This is a genomic window from Streptomyces sp. NPDC057002 (genome assembly GCF_042673825.1).
GTDB lineage: Bacteria > Actinomycetota > Actinomycetes > Streptomycetales > Streptomycetaceae > Streptomyces.
Window position 1 is genome coordinate 327846 of record NZ_JBHURZ010000008.1, and the last position, 17109, is coordinate 344954.

The following is a 17109-nucleotide window of genomic DNA, read 5'->3' on the forward strand; positions in this document are numbered from 1 at the left end:
CGAACGGCTGATGCCTGCCGTACGACCCCCCGAACGCGCAGGTCGTAGGACCAAGGACCGACCCCGGCTCGGAGAAAACTCGGTGGGCAGTGTCAGTGGCGATCCGTAGGCTCACTGCTGATGGCCACCACATCTGCCCCCGCCCGGAACCGTTCTGCCGTGCGCGCGCTGCTGCGCCTGTGGCCGTACGTGCGGCCCGCGCGGGCACGGCTGTTCAGCGCCGCGTTCGTGGCGATAGTCGCCTCCAGCACGGGCCTGGTGATCCCGCTCGTCCTGAAGTGGATGGTGGACGGGCCGGTCGCCGACCGGGACCCGGCCGGGGTGTGGCTCGGGGCGCTCTGCCTGCTGCTGCTCGGCTTCGCGGAGGCCCTGCTGTTCGGGCTGCGGCGCTGGCTGGTCGCTCGGCCGCTGGCACATGTCGAGGCGTCGATGCGGGCGGATCTGTACCGGCACTTGCAACGGCTGCCGGTGTCCTTCCACGACCGGTGGGCCTCCGGGCAGTTGCTGTCGCGGGGGATCGCCGACCTGAGCCTCCTCCGCATGTTCCTTGCCTTCCCGTTGACGTTCCTGCTGGTCAACGGGGTGACGATAGTGATCGGCGTGATCATCATGCTGCTCCAGGACTGGACGCTGGGGCTGGTGATCCTCGGGCCCGCCGTGCCGGTGATGGTGACCTGCGTGATCTTCGAGAAGCGGTACGCCGAGGTGGCGCGGCGCGCGCAGGACCAGGTCGGCGACCTGACCACGGTCGTCGAGGAGAGCGTGCTCGGCATCCGCATCATCAAGGGGTTCGGACGCCACCGCAGCCAGGCGCGGGCGTTCCGCGACCTGGCGGGGAAGCTGCGCGGCACGGAGCTGCGCAAGGCGCGGCTGCTGGCGACGATCTGGGGCGTCATCGTGACGCTGCCCGAGTTGGCGATCGGGGCGGCGCTCGTCGTGGGAGTCGTACAGGTCGCCGACGGGGGCTTGTCGGCGGGGACGCTGGTGGCGTTCCTGTCGACGGCGCTGGCCCTGCGGTGGCCGGTGGAGTCGATCGGCTTCCTGCTGGCCATGAGCCAGGAGGCGGCGACGGCCACCGAGCGGTACTTCGAGGTGATGGACGAGGAGGTGGAGGAGCCGGGGGCGGCTGGAAATCCGGCGTCGCTGCCGGGAGGCTGGGCACGCGACTCGGCGTCGCTGCCGGAGGACCGGGCGCCGGAGGTGGCCGGGACCTCGGCGTCCCTTCCCGCGGGCCCGGCGCACGACTCGGCGTCCCTGCCGGAGGACCGGGCACGCGACTCGGCGTCGCTGCCGGAGGACCGGACGCCGGAGGTGGCCGGGACCTCGGCGTCCCTTCCCGCGGGCCCGGCGCACGACTCGGCGTCCCTACCGGAGGACCGGGCACGCGACTCGGCGTCACGAGGTGCCGACGCGCCCGCACGGGCCGCATCGGCGGTGCGGCCGCCCGCGGCTCAGGCGGGCTTGCGCTTTCACGGCGTCACCTTCCGCTACCCCGACGCACCGCCCGACTCCCCGCCCGTCCTCCAGCACATCGACCTCCACATCCGCCCCGGCGAGTCCATGGCCCTGGTCGGCTCCACCGGCAGCGGCAAGACGACCCTCACCGCGCTCGTCCCCCGTCTCTACGAGGTGACCTCGGGCCGCATCACCCTCGACGGCGTCGACATCACCGGCCTGTCGAGGGACGTGCTGCGTGCCAAGGTCGCCGTCGCCTTCGAGGAGCCCACGCTCTTCTCGGCCGCGGTCGGCGACAACGTTCTCATGGGGGCGGACGGCACGGCCGGGACGCCGGAGCTGGAGCGCGCCCTGGCCGTCGCCCAGGCCGGCTTCGTGCACGCCCTGCCGCAGGGGACGGACACCCAGGTCGGCGAGCAGGGCCTCAGCCTCTCCGGCGGGCAGCGGCAGCGGCTCGCGCTCGCCAGGGCTGTCGTCGGGCAGCCGGAGTTCCTCGTGCTGGACGACCCGCTGTCGGCCCTGGACGTGCACACCGAGGCCGCCGTGGAGGCCGCCCTGCGGCACGTCCTCGCGGACACGACCGCTCTGATCGTGGCGCACCGCCCGTCCACCGTGCTGCTCGCCGACCGGGTCGCACTGCTGTCCGGCGGCCGGATCACCGCGGTCGGCACCCATCACGAACTGCTGCGGACGAACGCCGAGTACGCGCACTTGATGTCCGGAGAGCAGTCAGGGGAACCATCAGGGGAACAGGAGGGCGCACGATGACGGCCGCCACCGGCACACCGGCCGACAGGAAACCCGCGGACGGACCCGACGGCCCGCCCGCCGCCACCGGCGACCCCTTCGACCAGGACGTCCTTCCCACTCCCCCGGGCGCCACCGCCGCCCTGCTGCGCTCGCTCCTCACGCCCCTGAAGGCCCGCGTCACGGTCACGACGGTCCTGCTGCTGCTCCAGCAGGCGGTCGTGCAGGCGGGCCCGCTGCTGGTGGCGTACGCCATCGACCGTGCCGTACCGGCGTTCCGGGCCGGGGACCACGGGCCGCTGATCGCGGTGGGCGCCGGCTATCTGGGGTGCGCGCTGGCCGCGGGCGGGCTGCAGTACGCCTTCGTCTCCGCCGCGGCCCGCGTCAGCCAGGACGTGCTGCTCGACCTGCGCGGCCGGATCTTCCGCCACGCGCAGGCGCTGAGCGTCGACTTCCACGAGCGCTACACCTCGGGCCGGCTCATCTCCCGCTCCACGGCGGACGTGGAGTCGCTGCGCGAACTGCTCGACGAGGGCCTGCAGGAACTGGTGACGGTCATCCTGTCCTTCGTCTACATCTCGGCGATGCTGCTCTGGCTCGACCTGGGCCTCGGCGGCGTGGCGGTGGCGTCCCTGGTGCCGCTCTACGCGCTCGTGCGGCTGTACCAGCGGCGCGCCGGGCGGGTGTACCGGGCGCGGTCCACCGCCATCGCGGCCGTCATCGTGAAGTTCGTCGAGACGATGAACGGCATCCGGCCGGTGCGCGCCTTCCGCCGCGAGGCCGTCAACGACGCGGACTTCGGCGTGCTCAACCAGCGGCACGAACGGACCAACGGCAACGCGCTGCTGGAGATGGCCCGCTACGTCACCGGCTCACGGCTGGTCGCCAACACGGCGGTCGCGGCGATCGTGCTGTGGGGCGCCTACCGGGTCGCGGGCGGCACCCTGGCCCTCGGCGTGCTGGCGGCGGCCGTGCTGTACCTGCGGCGGCTGTACGACCCGATCGACCGGCTCGGGATGTTCCTCAACTCCTACCAGTCGGCGGCGGCCTCGCTGGAGAAGATCGCCGGGCTGCTCGCCCAGACCCCGTCCGTCCCCGAGCCGGCAAACCCCCGGCCGCTCCCGCCCCTGGCGAGCGAGCACCCGGGCCGCGAGGTCGTCTTCGACGGCGTCGGCTTCGGCTACCGCACCGGCGGCGAGGTGCTGCCCCGCTTCGACCTCACGATCCCGGCCGGGCAGACGGTCGCGGTCGTCGGCTCCACGGGCGCCGGAAAGTCGACCCTGGCCAAGCTGCTGGCCAGGTTCTACGACCCCTCCGAGGGCCGGGTGCTGCTGGACGGCGTGGACCTGCGCGACCTCGCCGGGCCCGAGCTGCGGCGCGGGGTGGTCATGGTGACGCAGGAGTCGTTCCTGTTCTCCGGCACGGTCGCCGAGAACATCGCGATCGGCCGCCCGGACGCCACCCGTGCGGAGATGGAGCGGGCGGCGAAGGAGATCGGCGCGCACGACTTCATCAGCGCCCTGCCCGACGGCTACGACACCGACGTACGCAAGCGGGGCGGCCGTATCTCGGCCGGACAGCGGCAACTGGTCGCGTTCGCCCGGGCGTTGCTGGCCGACCCGGCGGTGCTGATCCTCGACGAGGCGACCAGTTCGCTGGACATCCCGGGCGAGCGTGCCGTGCAGCGGGCGATGGCGACGGTGCTGAAGGGGCGCACGGCGGTGGTCATCGCGCACCGGCTGTCGACCGTCGAGATCGCGGACCGTGTCCTGGTGATGGAGCAGGGAAAGATCGTCGAGGACGGCGGCCCGGCCGAACTCGTCGCGGGCACGGGCAGGTTCGCGGATCTGCACCGGGCCTGGCGGGACAGTCTGGCTTAGGGGTTCTCGCGCTGTGAACGGGTCCGTATAGCGAACATGAACTTCCGGTCAACGAACCTTTTCCGGCCATAGTCTTGACGCGGTCCTGACAGAAAGCGCACTCCCCTGCCACGCTTCCCACGACTGCTCTACAGAAACCCCACTGCAACACCTCCACCTCCCCAGGCCGGGCGACCCCCGGCCATGCAGAAGGAGTCAGTGTTGAGAAGCAGTTCCTCGCGAAGAGGCACCTCCCACAGACGCACTCCCCACACCCCTCGCCGTACCGCGGCCGTGGCCCTCGCCGGCGTCGCCGCGCTGATCGCCACCGCCGTCCAGGCCGGCACCGCCACCGCGGCCCCGGAGAACAGGGCTCCGGCGGCCGCTAGCAAGGCGAAGCCGGGCTCGGAATCGGTCCGGCTCACCCCCGCCCAGCGCGCCGCGCTGATCCGGGAGGCGAACGCCGGCAAGGCCGAGACCGCGAAGGACCTGGGCCTCGGCGCCCAGGAGAAGCTGGTGGTCCGCGACGTCCTGAAGGACCGCGACGGCACCGTGCACACACGCTACGAGCGCACCTACGCGGGCCTGCCCGTCCTCGGCGGCGACCTGGTCGTCGAGAGCACGAAGGCGGACGCCACCGCGTCCGTCACGAAGGCCACCCGCACCGCGATCGAGCCGGCCACGACGAAGGCAGCGGTGTCCGCCGCGAAGGCCCGGCAGCAGGCCCTGACCGCGGGGAAGGCCGACGAGGCCAAGAGCCCGGACATCAACCGCGAGCCCCGCAAGGTGATCTGGGCCGCGAGCGGCAAGCCGGTCGTGGCGTACGAGACGGTCGTCGGCGGCTTCCAGCACGACGGCACCCCGCAGGAACTGCACGTGGTCACGGACGCCACCACCGGCGCGAAGCTGTACGAGTGGGAGGCCATCGAGACGGGCACCGGCAACACCGTCTACAGCGGCACGGTCGACCTCACCACGACCCAGTCCGGCTCGACGTACAACCTCACCGACGGCGCCCGCGGCAACCACAAGACGTACAACCTCAACCGCGGCACCTCCGGCACCGGCACCCTCTTCTCCGGCCCCGACGACGTATGGGGCAACGGCACCCCCTCCAACCTGGAGTCGGCCGGCGCCGACGCCCACTACGGGGCCGGGCTGACCTGGGACTACTACAAGAACGTGCACGGCCGCAGCGGCATCCGCGGCGACGGCGTGGGCGCCTACTCGCGGGTCCACTACGGCAACAACTACGTCAACGCGTTCTGGTCGGACAGCTGCTTCTGCATGACCTACGGCGACGGCTCGGGCAACGCGAACCCGCTGACGTCGATCGACGTGGCCGCCCACGAGATGACCCACGGGCTGACGTCGAACACCGCGGGCCTCAACTACAGCGGCGAGTCCGGCGGTCTGAACGAGGCGACGAGCGACATCTTCGGCTCGACCGTCGAGTTCTACGCGAACAACTCCTCCGACGTCGGTGACTACCTCATCGGCGAGGAGATCAACATCAACGGCGACGGGACCCCGCTGCGCTACATGGACAAGCCGAGCAAGGACGGCGCGTCCAAGGACAGCTGGTACTCCGGCATCGGCTCGATCGACGTGCACTACTCCTCGGGCCCCGCGAACCACTTCTTCTACCTGCTGAGCGAGGGCAGCGGCACCAAGACCATCAACGGTGTCACCTACAACTCGGCCACCTCGGACGGGCTTCCGGTCACCGGCATCGGCCGGGACAAGGCGGAGAAGATCTGGTTCCGCGCGCTGACCACGAAGTTCACCTCGACGACCAACTACGCGGGCGCCCGCACCGGCACCCTCGCCGCGACCGGTGAGCTCTACGGCACCGACAGCGCCGAGTACAAGGCGGTCCAGCACGCGTGGGCGGGCATCAACGTCGGCACCCGTCCCGGCGACGGAGGCGGCGGCGGTACGTCCTTCGAGAACGCCGCCGACGTGGCGATCCCGGACCGGGGCGCGGCGGTCACCTCGCCGGTCACCGTCACCGGCCGGACGGGCAACGCGCCCTCCAACCTCCAGGTCGCCGTGGACATCGTCCACACCTACATCGGTGACCTCAAGGTGGATCTGGTCGCCCCCGACGGCACGGCGTACACGCTGAAGGGCTACGGCACCGGCGGCAGCTCGGACAACATCAACGAGACCTACACGGTGAACGCCTCCGCCGAGGTCGCCAACGGCACCTGGCAGCTGCGGGTCCAGGACAACGCGGCCATCGACACCGGCTACATCAACAGCTGGAAGCTCACCTTCCCGTAAGCCGCGACGGCTCCCCGAGTCAGGGCGCCGCCCCGGTGGGTTCGACTCCCCCGGGACGGCGCCCGCTTCACATGCCCGGAACCGTCAGCCTGTCGTCGATTTCCGGCCAACATCACGCGTTACTCCTGACATGTACGCGCCCTTGGTGCCACTCTTCCCCCACCCGCCGCACAGCACCCCAGCAGTTCCCCCACATCAAGGAGCTCGTGTGACCCCCCTCTACGCGCGTCACAAGCGCACCACGCTGGCCATCGCCACCGCCGTCGCCGCCGGCGCCCTGCTCACCACCGGTCTGACCTCCGGCAGCAGCGTCGCCGCCGACTCCTCCTCCAAGCCGGCCCTCGCCGCCGCCCCGGTCCTGCTCTCCGCGCCCGCCCGCACGGCTCTCGTCAAGGAGCAGCAGGCGGACGCCCCGAAGACCGCCGACGAGATAGGCCTCGGCGAACAGGAGAAGCTGGTCGTCAAGGACGTCGTGAAGGACGCCGACGGCACGGTCCACACGCGCTACGAGCGCACCTACGCGGGCCTGCCGGTCCTCGGCGGCGACCTCGTCGTGCACGAGTCGAAGTCCGGCGCGGCCAAGGGCGTGACCAGAGCGACGAAGGCCGCCCTCAAGGTCGCCTCCCTCAAGCCGGCGGTGGCCGCCGCCAAGGCCGAGAAGCAGGCCGTGACGCTCGCCAAGGCGGCCGGCTCGGAGAAGACCGAGGCGAACTCCGCTCCCCGCAAGGTGATCTGGGCGGCCGACGGCAAGCCCGTCCTCGCCTACGAGACCGTCGTCGGGGGCCTCCAGGAGGACGGCACGCCGAACGAGCTGCATGTCATCACCGACGCCGCCACCGGCAAGAAGCTCTACGAGCACCAGGCCATCGAGACCGGCACCGGCAACACCACGTACAGCGGCAAGGTCGACCTCACGACCACCAAGTCCGGGTCGTCGTACAACCTGACGGACAGCACCCGCGGCGGCCACAAGACGTACAACCTCAACCGCGGCACCTCCGGCACCGGCACCCTCTTCTCCGGCACGGACGACGTCTGGGGCACCGGCAACCCCTCCAACCTGGAGACCGCCGGCGCCGACGCGCACTACGGCGCCCAGGTGACCTGGGACTTCTACAAGAGCGCCTTCGGCCGCAGCGGCATCCGCAACGACGGCAAGGCCGCCTACTCGCGCGTCCACTACGGCAACGCCTATGTCAACGCCTTCTGGTCGGACAGCTGCTTCTGCATGACCTACGGCGACGGCGAGGGCAACGCCAACCCGCTGACCTCGCTCGACGTGGCCGCCCACGAGATGAGCCACGGTCTGACGTCGGCCACGGCCGGCCTCAACTACAGCGGCGAGTCCGGCGGTCTCAACGAGGCCACCAGCGACATCTTCGGCGCGGGCGCCGAGTTCTTCGCGAACAACTCCTCCGACGTCGGTGACTACCTCATCGGCGAGGAGATCGACATCAACGGCGACGGCAGCCCGCTGCGCTACATGGACAAGCCCAGCAAGGACGGCGCGTCCAAGGACGCCTGGTCCTCCAGCCTCGGCGGCGTGGACGTCCACTACTCCTCCGGTCCCGCCAACCACTTCTTCTACCTGCTGTCCGAGGGCAGCGGCTCGAAGACCATCAACGGCGTGACCTACGACTCGCCCACCTCCAACGGCTCCACGGTCACCGGCATCGGCCGCACCAAGGCGCTGCAGATCTGGTACAAGGCGCTGACGACGTACATGACGTCGACGACCAAGTACGCGCAGGCCCGCACGGCGACCCTGAACGCGGCCAAGGACCTCTACGGCGCGAGCAGCACCGAGTACAAGACGGTCGCCGCCGCCTGGTCCGCGGTCAACGTCGCCTGACCGAAGCACGACCCACGGGCGGTACCCGGAGCGACAGCGGCTCCGGGTACCGCCCTACTCTTGGGGACCATGTCTTCGGAGGACTTCACCTACGCCGATGTCGGCGCCACCCGCGAGGAGCACTTCTGCCCGCCGGGATTCCACCCCATGAACGTGCGCACCCGCCTCGGGGAGGGCGAGGAGGTCTTCCGACGGGCCTCGGAGGCGGTGCTCACCTGGGAGATGCACCGGGCCATGGGCGTCGGCGTCGACGCGAGCGCGGACCGAGCCGCCCCCGGCGTCGACGTCACCGTCACCCTCGCCGGCATGATCAAGGCCCCCTGCCGCGTGGTGTGGACCCTGGAGGAACCCCGCCGCACCGGCTGGGCCTACGGCACCCTGACGGGCCACCCCGAGTGCGGCGAGGAGTCCTTCGTCGTCGACCGCACGGGAGACGGCACGGTCTGGCTGACGGTCAATGCCTTCAGCAGGGCAGCGAAGTGGTACGCGAGGGCGGGCGGCCTGGCGACCAGGGGCTTGCAGCACGCGTACGCACGGCGATGCGGCAACGTCCTGCGGAACATCGCGACGCAGGGTGTTGAAGATCTTTAGGGGCGCGGGGAACTGCGCGACCAGCCCCCACGCACCCGCAGACAAGACTCAACGCATCAACAACCCGGCCGCCTCCACCAACTCCTCGGACGGCCCGGCCACCAGCCCCAACTCCGCACTGGAAGCCAACAGCCGGTGAGCCGGCAGGATCCGCACCGTGTACCCGAAAGGCCCGGTGCGATCCAGGGACAAGGCCCCTTCGTACACCCACCGCCCGTCCGCCCCGGGGGACCCGACCGGCTTCAGGGAGACAACCGCCGCATCCCCGATCCGGTCCTCCTCGTCCACCCGCCCCGACACCACCTGAACCTCGACATCGTCAGGCCCGAGGTCCCCGAGGCCGACCCGCACCCGCACCCCCAGCGTCGTACCGAGCTCCGCCAGCGCCTCCGACACCGACGTCTCCACATGGTCGACCGTCACGGCCGGCCAGGCGGCCCGCACCCTCCCCTTCCACTCGGCGAGCTCACGCGCGGGATCCGGCCCCATCGAGCGATGTGCGAGGGCCGCAGGCGTGTAGAGACGCTCGACGTACTCGCGGACCATGCGCCCGGCCAGCACCTTCGGACCGAGCAGGCTCAGGGTCTGGCGGACCATCTCGATCCAGCGGTCGGGCAGCCCGCTGCGGCCGCGCTCGTAGAAGCGGGGGGTCACCCGCTGCTCGAGCAGGTCGTACAGCGCCGCGGCCTCTATGTCGTCGCGCCGGTCCGGATCGGTCCCGACACCGTCGGCCGTGGGGATGGCCCAGCCGAAGTCCGGCTGGAACCACTCGTCCCACCATCCGTCGAGAACGGACAGATTGAGACAACCGTTGAGCGCCGCCTTCATGCCGGACGTGCCGCAGGCCTCCAGCGGCCGGAGCGGATTGTTCAGCCAGATGTCGCAGCCCGGGTACAGCTTCTGCGCCATGGCCATGCCGTAGTCGGGCAGGAACACGAGCCGGTGCCGCACCCGTGGGTCGTCCGCGAACCGCACCAGCTCCTGCACCAGCCGCTTCCCGCCGTCGTCCGCGGGGTGCGCCTTGCCCGCCACGACGATCTGGACCGGCCGCTCGGAGTGCAGCAGCAGGTCCATCAGCCGGTCACGGTCGCGCAGCATCAGCGTCAGACGCTTGTACGACGGGACGCGCCGGGCGAAGCCGATGGTGAGGACGTCCGGGTCGAGCACTCCGTCGATCCAGCCCAGCTCGGCCGTACCGGCCCCGCGCTGCCGCCAGGAGGCCCGCAGCCGCTCCCGCACCTCGGTCACGAGCTGCTCGCGCAGGCCACGGCGCAGCTCCCAGATCTCCTGGTCGGCGATGTCCGCCACCGCGTCCCAGCGGTCCGAGCCGCCGACGGTCAGCGCGTCCTCGGCGCGCTGCACACCGATCTGCCGGGCACCGAGCCGGAACACCTCCGGGGCGACCCAGGTGGGCGCGTGCACCCCGTTGGTGACGGACGTGATCGGCACCTCGTCGGCGTCGAAGCCGGGCCACAGGCCGGAGAACATCTCACGGCTGACATTGCCGTGCAGCAGGGACACGCCGTTGGCGCGCTGGGCCAGGCGCAGGCCCATCACGGCCATGTTGAACAGGTTGGGCTCCCCGCCGGGATAGGTCTCCATGCCGAGCTTGAGGACGCGCCCGACATCGATGCGGGGCAGCTCCGCGTCGGGGCCGAAGTGGCGGGCGACCAGCTCGCGGTCGAAGCGGTCGATACCGGCCGGGACGGGGGTGTGGGTGGTGAAGACGGTCCCGGAACGGACCGCCTCCAGCGCCGCGTCGAAGTCCGAGCCCGCCGCGCAGAGTTCGGCGATCCGCTCCAGGCCGAGGAACCCGGCGTGCCCCTCGTTGGTGTGGAACACCTCCGGCGCGGGGTGCCCGGTCAGCCGGCAGTACGTCCGGACCGCCCGCACACCTCCTATCCCCAGCAGCATCTCCTGCAGCAGCCGGTGCTCGCTGCCGCCGCCGTAGAGCCGGTCGGTCACGCCGCGCTCGCCGAGGTCGTTCTCCTCGACGTCCGAGTCCAGCATCAGCAGCGGGACACGGCCGACCTGCGCGAGCCAGATCCGGGCGCGCAACTGCTTGCCGCCGGACAGGGCGAGGGCGACCTGGGCGGGGGTGCCGTCGGGCTCCTCGAGGAGGACCAGGGGCAGCTCGTTCGGGTCGAGGACGGGGTAGTGCTCCTGCTGCCAGCCGTCCCGGGAGAGGGTCTGGCGGAAGTAGCCGTGCCGGTAGAGCAGCCCGACGCCGATCAGCGGGACGCCCAGGTCGCTGGCCGCCTTCAGATGGTCGCCGGCCAGGATGCCGAGGCCGCCGGAGTACTGCGGCAGGGCGGCCGTGATGCCGAACTCGGGCGAGAAGTAGGCGACCGCGGCGGGAAGTTCCTCGGGCTGGGCCTGGTACCAGCGGTCGCCGGTCATGTAGTCGTGCAGATCGCCCGCGACCGCGGCGAGGCGGCGCAGGAACCGGCGGTCCTCGGCCAGGTCCGCGAGCCGCGCGGGCGGCACGCTGCCCAGCAGCCGGACCGGGTCGCACCCGGAGGCGGCCCAGCGCTCGGGGTCGACGGACTGGAACAGATCACGGGTCTCCGCGTGCCACGACCACCGCAGATTGCGGGCCAGATCGCCGATCGGCCGGAGGGGGTCGGGGAGAACGGGTCGGACGGTGAATCGACGGATCGCCTTCACGGGTTCCACCTCGGCGCGTTCGCTGGTTGACGCAGGGCTTTGACACAGGGCTTCATCGACGTCTCCTACGACAGTACCGGCGGATGTGCCGCCGCCGCTGAGGCTCCGCCGTGGCACCCCCGATCGGCCTGAACAGCACCATCAACGGATATGGCCGATTCCACCCCCATAGGCGTCCTTGTGGTGTTTCACGGGCCACGAGAGGCTGCCCCTGGCGTACCGGCCCGCGCCCGCCGCACGCGGCGCCGCGCGGCAGCCGTACGCCGAGTCGAGGAGGGGAACTCGGAGCATGGCACGGACGCGCACACGGCGCCCGCGCTGGACGGGGGGCCTGGCCGCGGCGGTCTGCGCCGCGGCCTTTTCGGCCATCACCCTGCCCGCGCACGCCGTACCGGAGGGGCGGATACTCGGCGCCGGAGGACCCGGCACCGTGCACGGCAGCTATCTGGTGACACTGAAGGAGGGCACGAGGGCACCGTCGGGGGCCGGAAAGGGCCTGGCCGAGACGTACGGGGTGGACATCAGCCACACCTATGGCACGGTCCTGAACGGCTACGCGATCAGGGCGGACGCGAGACAGGCAGCGCGGCTCGCCGCCGATCCGCGGGTCGCCTCGGTCGTCCAGGACACCCGCGTGCGGCTGGACGGCACGCGGCGGAACCCTGCGTCCTGGGGACTGGACCGCGTCGACCAGCCGAGTCTGCCCCTGGACCGGAGCTACACCTGGCCCGAGTCGGCGGGTGCCGGGGTGACGGTGTACGTGATCGACACCGGCGTCCGGACCACCCACCGGGACTTCGGGGGCCGGGCGAGCCACGGCTGGGACTTCGTGGGGAACGACAAGGTCGCGGCGGACGCCAACGGCCACGGCACGCATGTCGCCGGCACGGTCGCCGGGAAGACCCACGGCGTCGCCGGCCGGGCCCGGATCGTCTCCGTGCGCGTCCTCGACGCCGCGGGAGCGGGCACCACGGCCCGGGTGCTCGCCGGGATCGACTGGGTGACCCGGCACGCGAGGAAGCCCGCGGTCGCCAACCTCAGTCTGGGCGGCCCGCGCAACGAACGGCTGGACGCCGCCGTGCGCGCCTCCATCGCCTCCGGCGTCACCTACACGATCGCGGCGGGCAACGACGGCAGGCCGGCCGGGCTCTACTCCCCGGCAGGCGTCAAGCAGGCGATCACGGTCGGCGCGACCGACCGCGGGGATACAAAACCGGCCTTCTCCAACCACGGCCCGGCCCTCGATCTCTTCGCCCCGGGCGTCGGCATCACCTCCGCGGCCGCCGCGAGCGACACCGCGCGGGCCACGTTCTCGGGCACCTCGATGGCCTCTCCGCACGCGGCGGGCGCGGCCGCGCTGTATCTGGCCGACCATCCGGAAGCGGCTCCGTCCCAGGTCGGGAGGGCTCTGACAGCGGGAGCGGCGACCGGGAAGATCTCCGGCCGGGGTATCGGTTCGCCGGACAAGTTACTGCGGGTGCCGCACCCGTAGGGCGAAGGAGCAGCCACAGACAAGGGCCGGCCTCGTCCGTCGCGGACGAGGCCGGTCTTGTGTGTCGACATACCCCTGAGTAGTTAACAAAGTGCCGGATTGCCCACCCGAATAGGGTGGGAAGGCTCCTCCGGGTACCCCTCTCAGGAGCACCACGCAGGACCCACCTCCCCATAGACATCCGCCCACCCACGTTGACGCGGACAGGAGCGGTCATGCCCGCCAAGCACCATTCGTCACCACCCCCGACCCGCCGCACCGGGGCGCGCGCGCCCGGCGGCGAGGAACGTCCCGTGCGCCCTGCCGACGCCGGTCCACCGGTCCCGCAACCACCCCCCGCGGGCGAGGCGACCGCCGTCGGGCGCATACCCGTGCTCGATGTCCGCCCGGTCGTCCAGCAGGGACGCCGGCCGGCCAAGGCTGTGACCGGCGAGACCTTCGAGATCTCGGCGACCGTGTTCCGGGAGGGGCACGACGCGGTCGCCGCCAATGCCGTCCTGAAGGACCCCGAGGGCCGCCCCGGGCCGTGGACACCCCTGCGGGAGCTGGCCCCCGGCACGGACCGGTGGGGCGCCACGGTCACCGCCGGGGAGCCCGGTCTGTGGACGTTCACCGTGGAGGCGTGGGGCGACCCGATCGGCACCTGGCGCCACCACGCACAGATCAAGATCCCGGCCGGCATGGACACGGACGTCGTCCTGGAGGAGGGCGCACGTCTGTACGAGCGTGCGGCCGACGGCGTACCCGAGGAGGCAGGCCTGCGGGACGCGGTCCTGTCCGCCGTCGACGCCCTGCGGGACGAGAGCCGCCCGGCGGCCGCGCGGCTCGCCGGGGCGCTGACGCCGGAGGTGGAGGAGGTGCTGGCCCGGCATCCGCTGCGGGACCTGGTCACGACCTCCGAGCCGCTGCCGCTGCTGGTGGAGCGGGAGCGGGCCCTGTACGGCTCCTGGTACGAGTTCTTCCCCCGCTCCGAGGGCACCCGGCAGCAGCCGCACGGCACGTTCCGCACCGCCGCGCGCCGGCTGCCCGCGATCGCCGCGATGGGCTTCGACGTCGTCTACCTGCCCCCGATCCACCCCATCGGCACCACCTTCCGCAAAGGCAGGAACAACACCCTCTCCCCCGGCCCCGACGACGTCGGCGTGCCCTGGGCCATCGGCTCCCCCGAGGGCGGCCACGACGCCGTCCACCCCGCCCTGGGCACCCTGGAGGACTTCACCTGGTTCGTGGAGCAGGCCCGCGAGCTCGGCATGGAGGTGGCCCTCGACTTCGCGCTGCAGTGCTCCCCGGACCACCCCTGGGTGCAGAAACACCCCGAGTGGTTCCACCACCGCCCCGACGGCACCATCGCCTACGCCGAGAACCCGCCGAAGAAGTACCAGGACATCTACCCCATCGCCTTCGACGCCGACATGGACGGCCTGATCGCCGAGACCGTGCGGGTGCTGCGGCACTGGATGGACAGCGGGGTGCGGATCTTCCGCGTGGACAACCCGCACACCAAGCCGGTGGTGTTCTGGGAGCGGGTGATCGCGGACATCAACCGCACCGACCCGGATGTGATCTTCCTGGCCGAGGCGTTCACCCGCCCGGCGATGATGGCCACCCTGGCCCAGATCGGCTTCCAGCAGTCCTACACCTACTTCACCTGGCGCAACACCAAGCAGGAGCTGACCGACTACCTCACGGAACTGTCCGGCGAGGCGGCCGGCTATATGCGGCCGAACTTCTTCGCCAACACCCCCGACATCCTGCACGCCTATCTCCAGCAGGGCGGCCGGCCCGCCTTCGAGGTCCGGGCCGTCCTCGCCGCGACCCTCTCACCGACCTGGGGCATCTACTCCGGCTACGAACTGTGCGAGAACACCCCGCTCAGAGAAGGCAGCGAGGAGTACCTGAACTCGGAGAAGTACCAGCTCACCCGCCGCGACTGGGACGCCGCCGAGCGCGAGGGACGCACCATCACCCGGCTGCTGACCAGGCTCAACACCATCCGGCGGGAGAACCCGGCCCTCCAGCAGCTGCGCGACATCCACTTCCACGACGCGGACCAGGAGGCGGTGATCGCCTACTCGAAGCGGAAGGGTTCGAACACGGTTCTGGTGGTCGCCAACCTCGACCCCCACCACACCCAGGAGGCGACGGTCTCGTTGGACATGCCGCAACTCGGCCTGGACTGGCACGAGTCGGTGCCGGTGCGGGACGAGCTCACCGGCGAGACCTATCACTGGGGCAGGGCCAACTACGTGCGTCTCGAACCGGGCCGGAGCCCCGCGCACGTCTTCACGGTGCTGCGACCGTCCACCCCGCAGATCGGAGGGTCACCCACAACATGATCGTCAACGAACCCGTTCCGGACACCTTCGAGGACACTCCTGCCAGGGACCGCGACCCGGAGTGGTTCAAGCGCGCCGTCTTCTACGAGGTGCTTGTCCGCTCGTTCCAGGACAGCAACGGCGACGGCGTCGGTGACCTGAAGGGCATCACCGCCAAGCTCGACTACCTCCAGTGGCTCGGCGTCGACTGCCTGTGGCTGCCGCCGTTCTTCAAGTCCCCGCTCCGCGACGGCGGCTACGACGTCTCCGACTACACGGCCGTCCTCCCCGAGTTCGGCGACCTCGCCGACTTCGTGGAATTCGTCGACGCCGCCCACCAGCGCGGCATGCGCGTGATCATCGACTTCGTCATGAACCACACCAGCGACCAGCACCCCTGGTTCCAGGAGTCGCGCAAGGACCCCGACGGGCCCTACGGCGACTACTACGTGTGGGCCGACGACGACAAGCAGTTCCCTGACGCGCGGATCATCTTCGTCGACACCGAGGCCTCCAACTGGACCTTCGACCCGGTCCGCAAGCAGTACTACTGGCATCGTTTCTTCTCCCACCAGCCGGACCTCAACTACGAGAACCCGGCCGTGCAGGAGGAGATGATCTCCGCGCTGAAGTTCTGGCTGGACCTGGGCATCGACGGGTTCCGGCTGGACGCGGTGCCGTACCTGTACCAGCAGGAGGGCACCAACTGCGAGAACCTCCCGGAGACCCACGACTTCCTGAAGCGGGTGCGCAAGGAGATCGACGCCCAGTACCCGGACACGGTGCTGCTCGCCGAGGCCAACCAGTGGCCCGAGGACGTCGTCGACTACTTCGGCGACTACCCCAGCGGCGGCGACGAGTGCCACATGGCCTTCCACTTCCCGGTCATGCCGCGCATCTTCATGGCCGTACGCCGCGAGTCGCGCTACCCGGTCTCCGAGATCCTGGCCAAGACCCCGGCCATCCCCTCCAACTGCCAGTGGGGCATCTTCCTGCGCAACCACGACGAGCTCACGCTCGAGATGGTCACCGACGAAGAGCGCGACTACATGTGGGCCGAGTACGCCAAGGACCCACGGATGCGCGCCAACATCGGCATCCGGCGCAGGCTGGCCCCGCTGCTCGACAACGACCGCAACCAGATCGAGCTGTTCACGGCCCTGCTGCTGGCCCTGCCGGGCTCGCCGATCCTCTACTACGGCGACGAGATCGGCATGGGCGACAACATCTGGCTCGGCGACCGCGACGCGGTGCGCACGCCGATGCAGTGGACGCCCGACCGCAACGCGGGCTTCTCGTCCTGCGACCCGGGACGGCTGTTCCTGCCGACGATCATGGACCCGGTCTACGGCTACCAGGTCACGAACGTCGAGGCGTCGATGTCCTCGCCTTCGTCGCTGCTGCACTGGACCCGCCGCATGATCGAGATCCGCAAGCAGAATCCGGCCTTCGGGCTCGGCACGTACACCGAGCTGCCGTCGACGAACCCGGCGGTGCTGGCCTTCCTCAGGGAGTACGAGGACGACCTGGTGCTGTGCGTGAACAATTTCTCCCGGTTCGCGCAGCCCACGGAGCTGGATCTGAGCGCCTTCGAGGGGCGGCACCCGGTGGAGCTGTTCGGCGGGGTCCGCTTCCCGGCCATCGGCGAGCTGCCCTATCTGCTGACCCTGGCGGGCCACGGCTTCTACTGGTTCCGGCTCCGCGGGGACACCGTATGAGGGCCGCGTGAGGCCTGAAACGGCCTGCTGAGGCCTGATCCGCGGGCCAGGCCGCAAACCCCCGCGGCGGGGCGTTTCTCCTGCCCCGCCCGGGGCACGCATGAAGAACACCCCACCCGCCCGCGTG

At 70.9% G+C, this 17109-nt stretch carries 9 protein-coding genes; 8 read left to right on the top strand and 1 reads right to left on the bottom strand.

Features of this window, described 5'->3' with window-relative positions; translation table 11 throughout:
- Positions 1-120 precede the first annotated feature (120 nt).
- The 5 genes from ACFT32_RS34675 to ACFT32_RS34695 all read left to right on the top strand — a co-directional run bounded on the left by ACFT32_RS34675 (position 121) and on the right by ACFT32_RS34695 (position 8790).
- A complete protein-coding gene (locus ACFT32_RS34675; protein ID WP_382497175.1) occupies positions 121-2223 on the top strand; it encodes an ABC transporter ATP-binding protein in 2103 nt (700 codons plus the stop codon).
- A complete protein-coding gene (locus ACFT32_RS34680) occupies positions 2220-4082 on the top strand; it encodes an ABC transporter ATP-binding protein (protein WP_382497177.1) in 1863 nt (620 codons plus the stop codon). The genes ACFT32_RS34675 and ACFT32_RS34680 overlap by 4 nt, the downstream gene beginning before the upstream one ends.
- Before the next feature lie 183 nt (positions 4083-4265).
- On the top strand, positions 4266-6347 hold the full coding sequence (locus ACFT32_RS34685) for a M4 family metallopeptidase (RefSeq protein WP_382497179.1): 2082 nt from the start codon (positions 4266-4268) through the stop codon (positions 6345-6347).
- A gap of 208 nt (positions 6348-6555) precedes the next feature.
- Complete coding sequence (locus ACFT32_RS34690) at positions 6556-8199, top strand: M4 family metallopeptidase (protein ID WP_382497181.1); 1644 nt, start codon at positions 6556-6558, stop codon at positions 8197-8199.
- A gap of 69 nt (positions 8200-8268) precedes the next feature.
- Positions 8269-8790: a DUF1990 domain-containing protein gene (locus tag ACFT32_RS34695; RefSeq protein WP_382497183.1), complete on the top strand. Its 522-nt coding sequence runs from the start codon at positions 8269-8271 to the stop codon at positions 8788-8790.
- Between the two features lie 48 nt (positions 8791-8838).
- Here ACFT32_RS34695 and ACFT32_RS34700 read toward each other — a convergent pair whose 3' ends face one another.
- Positions 8839-11457, bottom strand: a complete 2619-nt coding sequence (locus tag ACFT32_RS34700; RefSeq protein ID WP_382497185.1) for a glycosyltransferase family 1 protein — start codon at positions 11455-11457, stop codon at positions 8839-8841.
- A gap of 289 nt (positions 11458-11746) precedes the next feature.
- Between ACFT32_RS34700 and ACFT32_RS34705 the strand changes: the two genes are divergently transcribed.
- The 3 genes from ACFT32_RS34705 to treS all read left to right on the top strand — a co-directional run bounded on the left by ACFT32_RS34705 (position 11747) and on the right by treS (position 16982).
- On the top strand, positions 11747-12949 hold the full coding sequence (locus ACFT32_RS34705) for a S8 family peptidase (RefSeq protein WP_382497187.1): 1203 nt from the start codon (positions 11747-11749) through the stop codon (positions 12947-12949).
- A 215-nt stretch (positions 12950-13164) separates the two neighbouring features.
- Positions 13165-15285, top strand: coding sequence for a maltotransferase domain-containing protein (locus ACFT32_RS34710; protein ID WP_382497189.1), 2121 nt, complete (start codon positions 13165-13167; stop codon positions 15283-15285).
- Positions 15282-16982: a maltose alpha-D-glucosyltransferase gene (gene treS, locus ACFT32_RS34715; RefSeq protein ID WP_382497191.1), complete on the top strand. Its 1701-nt coding sequence runs from the start codon at positions 15282-15284 to the stop codon at positions 16980-16982. The genes ACFT32_RS34710 and treS overlap by 4 nt, the downstream gene beginning before the upstream one ends.
- Positions 16983-17109: the final 127 nt, after the last annotated feature.

What these genes read in the sequence shown, in the direction of transcription:
- ACFT32_RS34675 (WP_382497175.1), top strand. Translation starts at nt 121, where the DNA reads ATGGCCACCACATCTGCCCCCGCCCGGAACCGTTCTGCCGTGCGCGCG.
- ACFT32_RS34680 (WP_382497177.1), top strand. Translation starts at nt 2,220, where the DNA reads ATGACGGCCGCCACCGGCACACCGGCCGACAGGAAACCCGCGGACGGA.
- ACFT32_RS34685 (WP_382497179.1), top strand. Translation starts at nt 4,266, where the DNA reads ATGCAGAAGGAGTCAGTGTTGAGAAGCAGTTCCTCGCGAAGAGGCACC.
- ACFT32_RS34695 (WP_382497183.1), top strand. Translation starts at nt 8,269, where the DNA reads ATGTCTTCGGAGGACTTCACCTACGCCGATGTCGGCGCCACCCGCGAG.
- ACFT32_RS34705 (WP_382497187.1), top strand. Translation starts at nt 11,747, where the DNA reads ATGGCACGGACGCGCACACGGCGCCCGCGCTGGACGGGGGGCCTGGCC.
- ACFT32_RS34710 (WP_382497189.1), top strand. Translation starts at nt 13,165, where the DNA reads ATGCCCGCCAAGCACCATTCGTCACCACCCCCGACCCGCCGCACCGGG.
- treS (WP_382497191.1), top strand. Translation starts at nt 15,282, where the DNA reads ATGATCGTCAACGAACCCGTTCCGGACACCTTCGAGGACACTCCTGCC.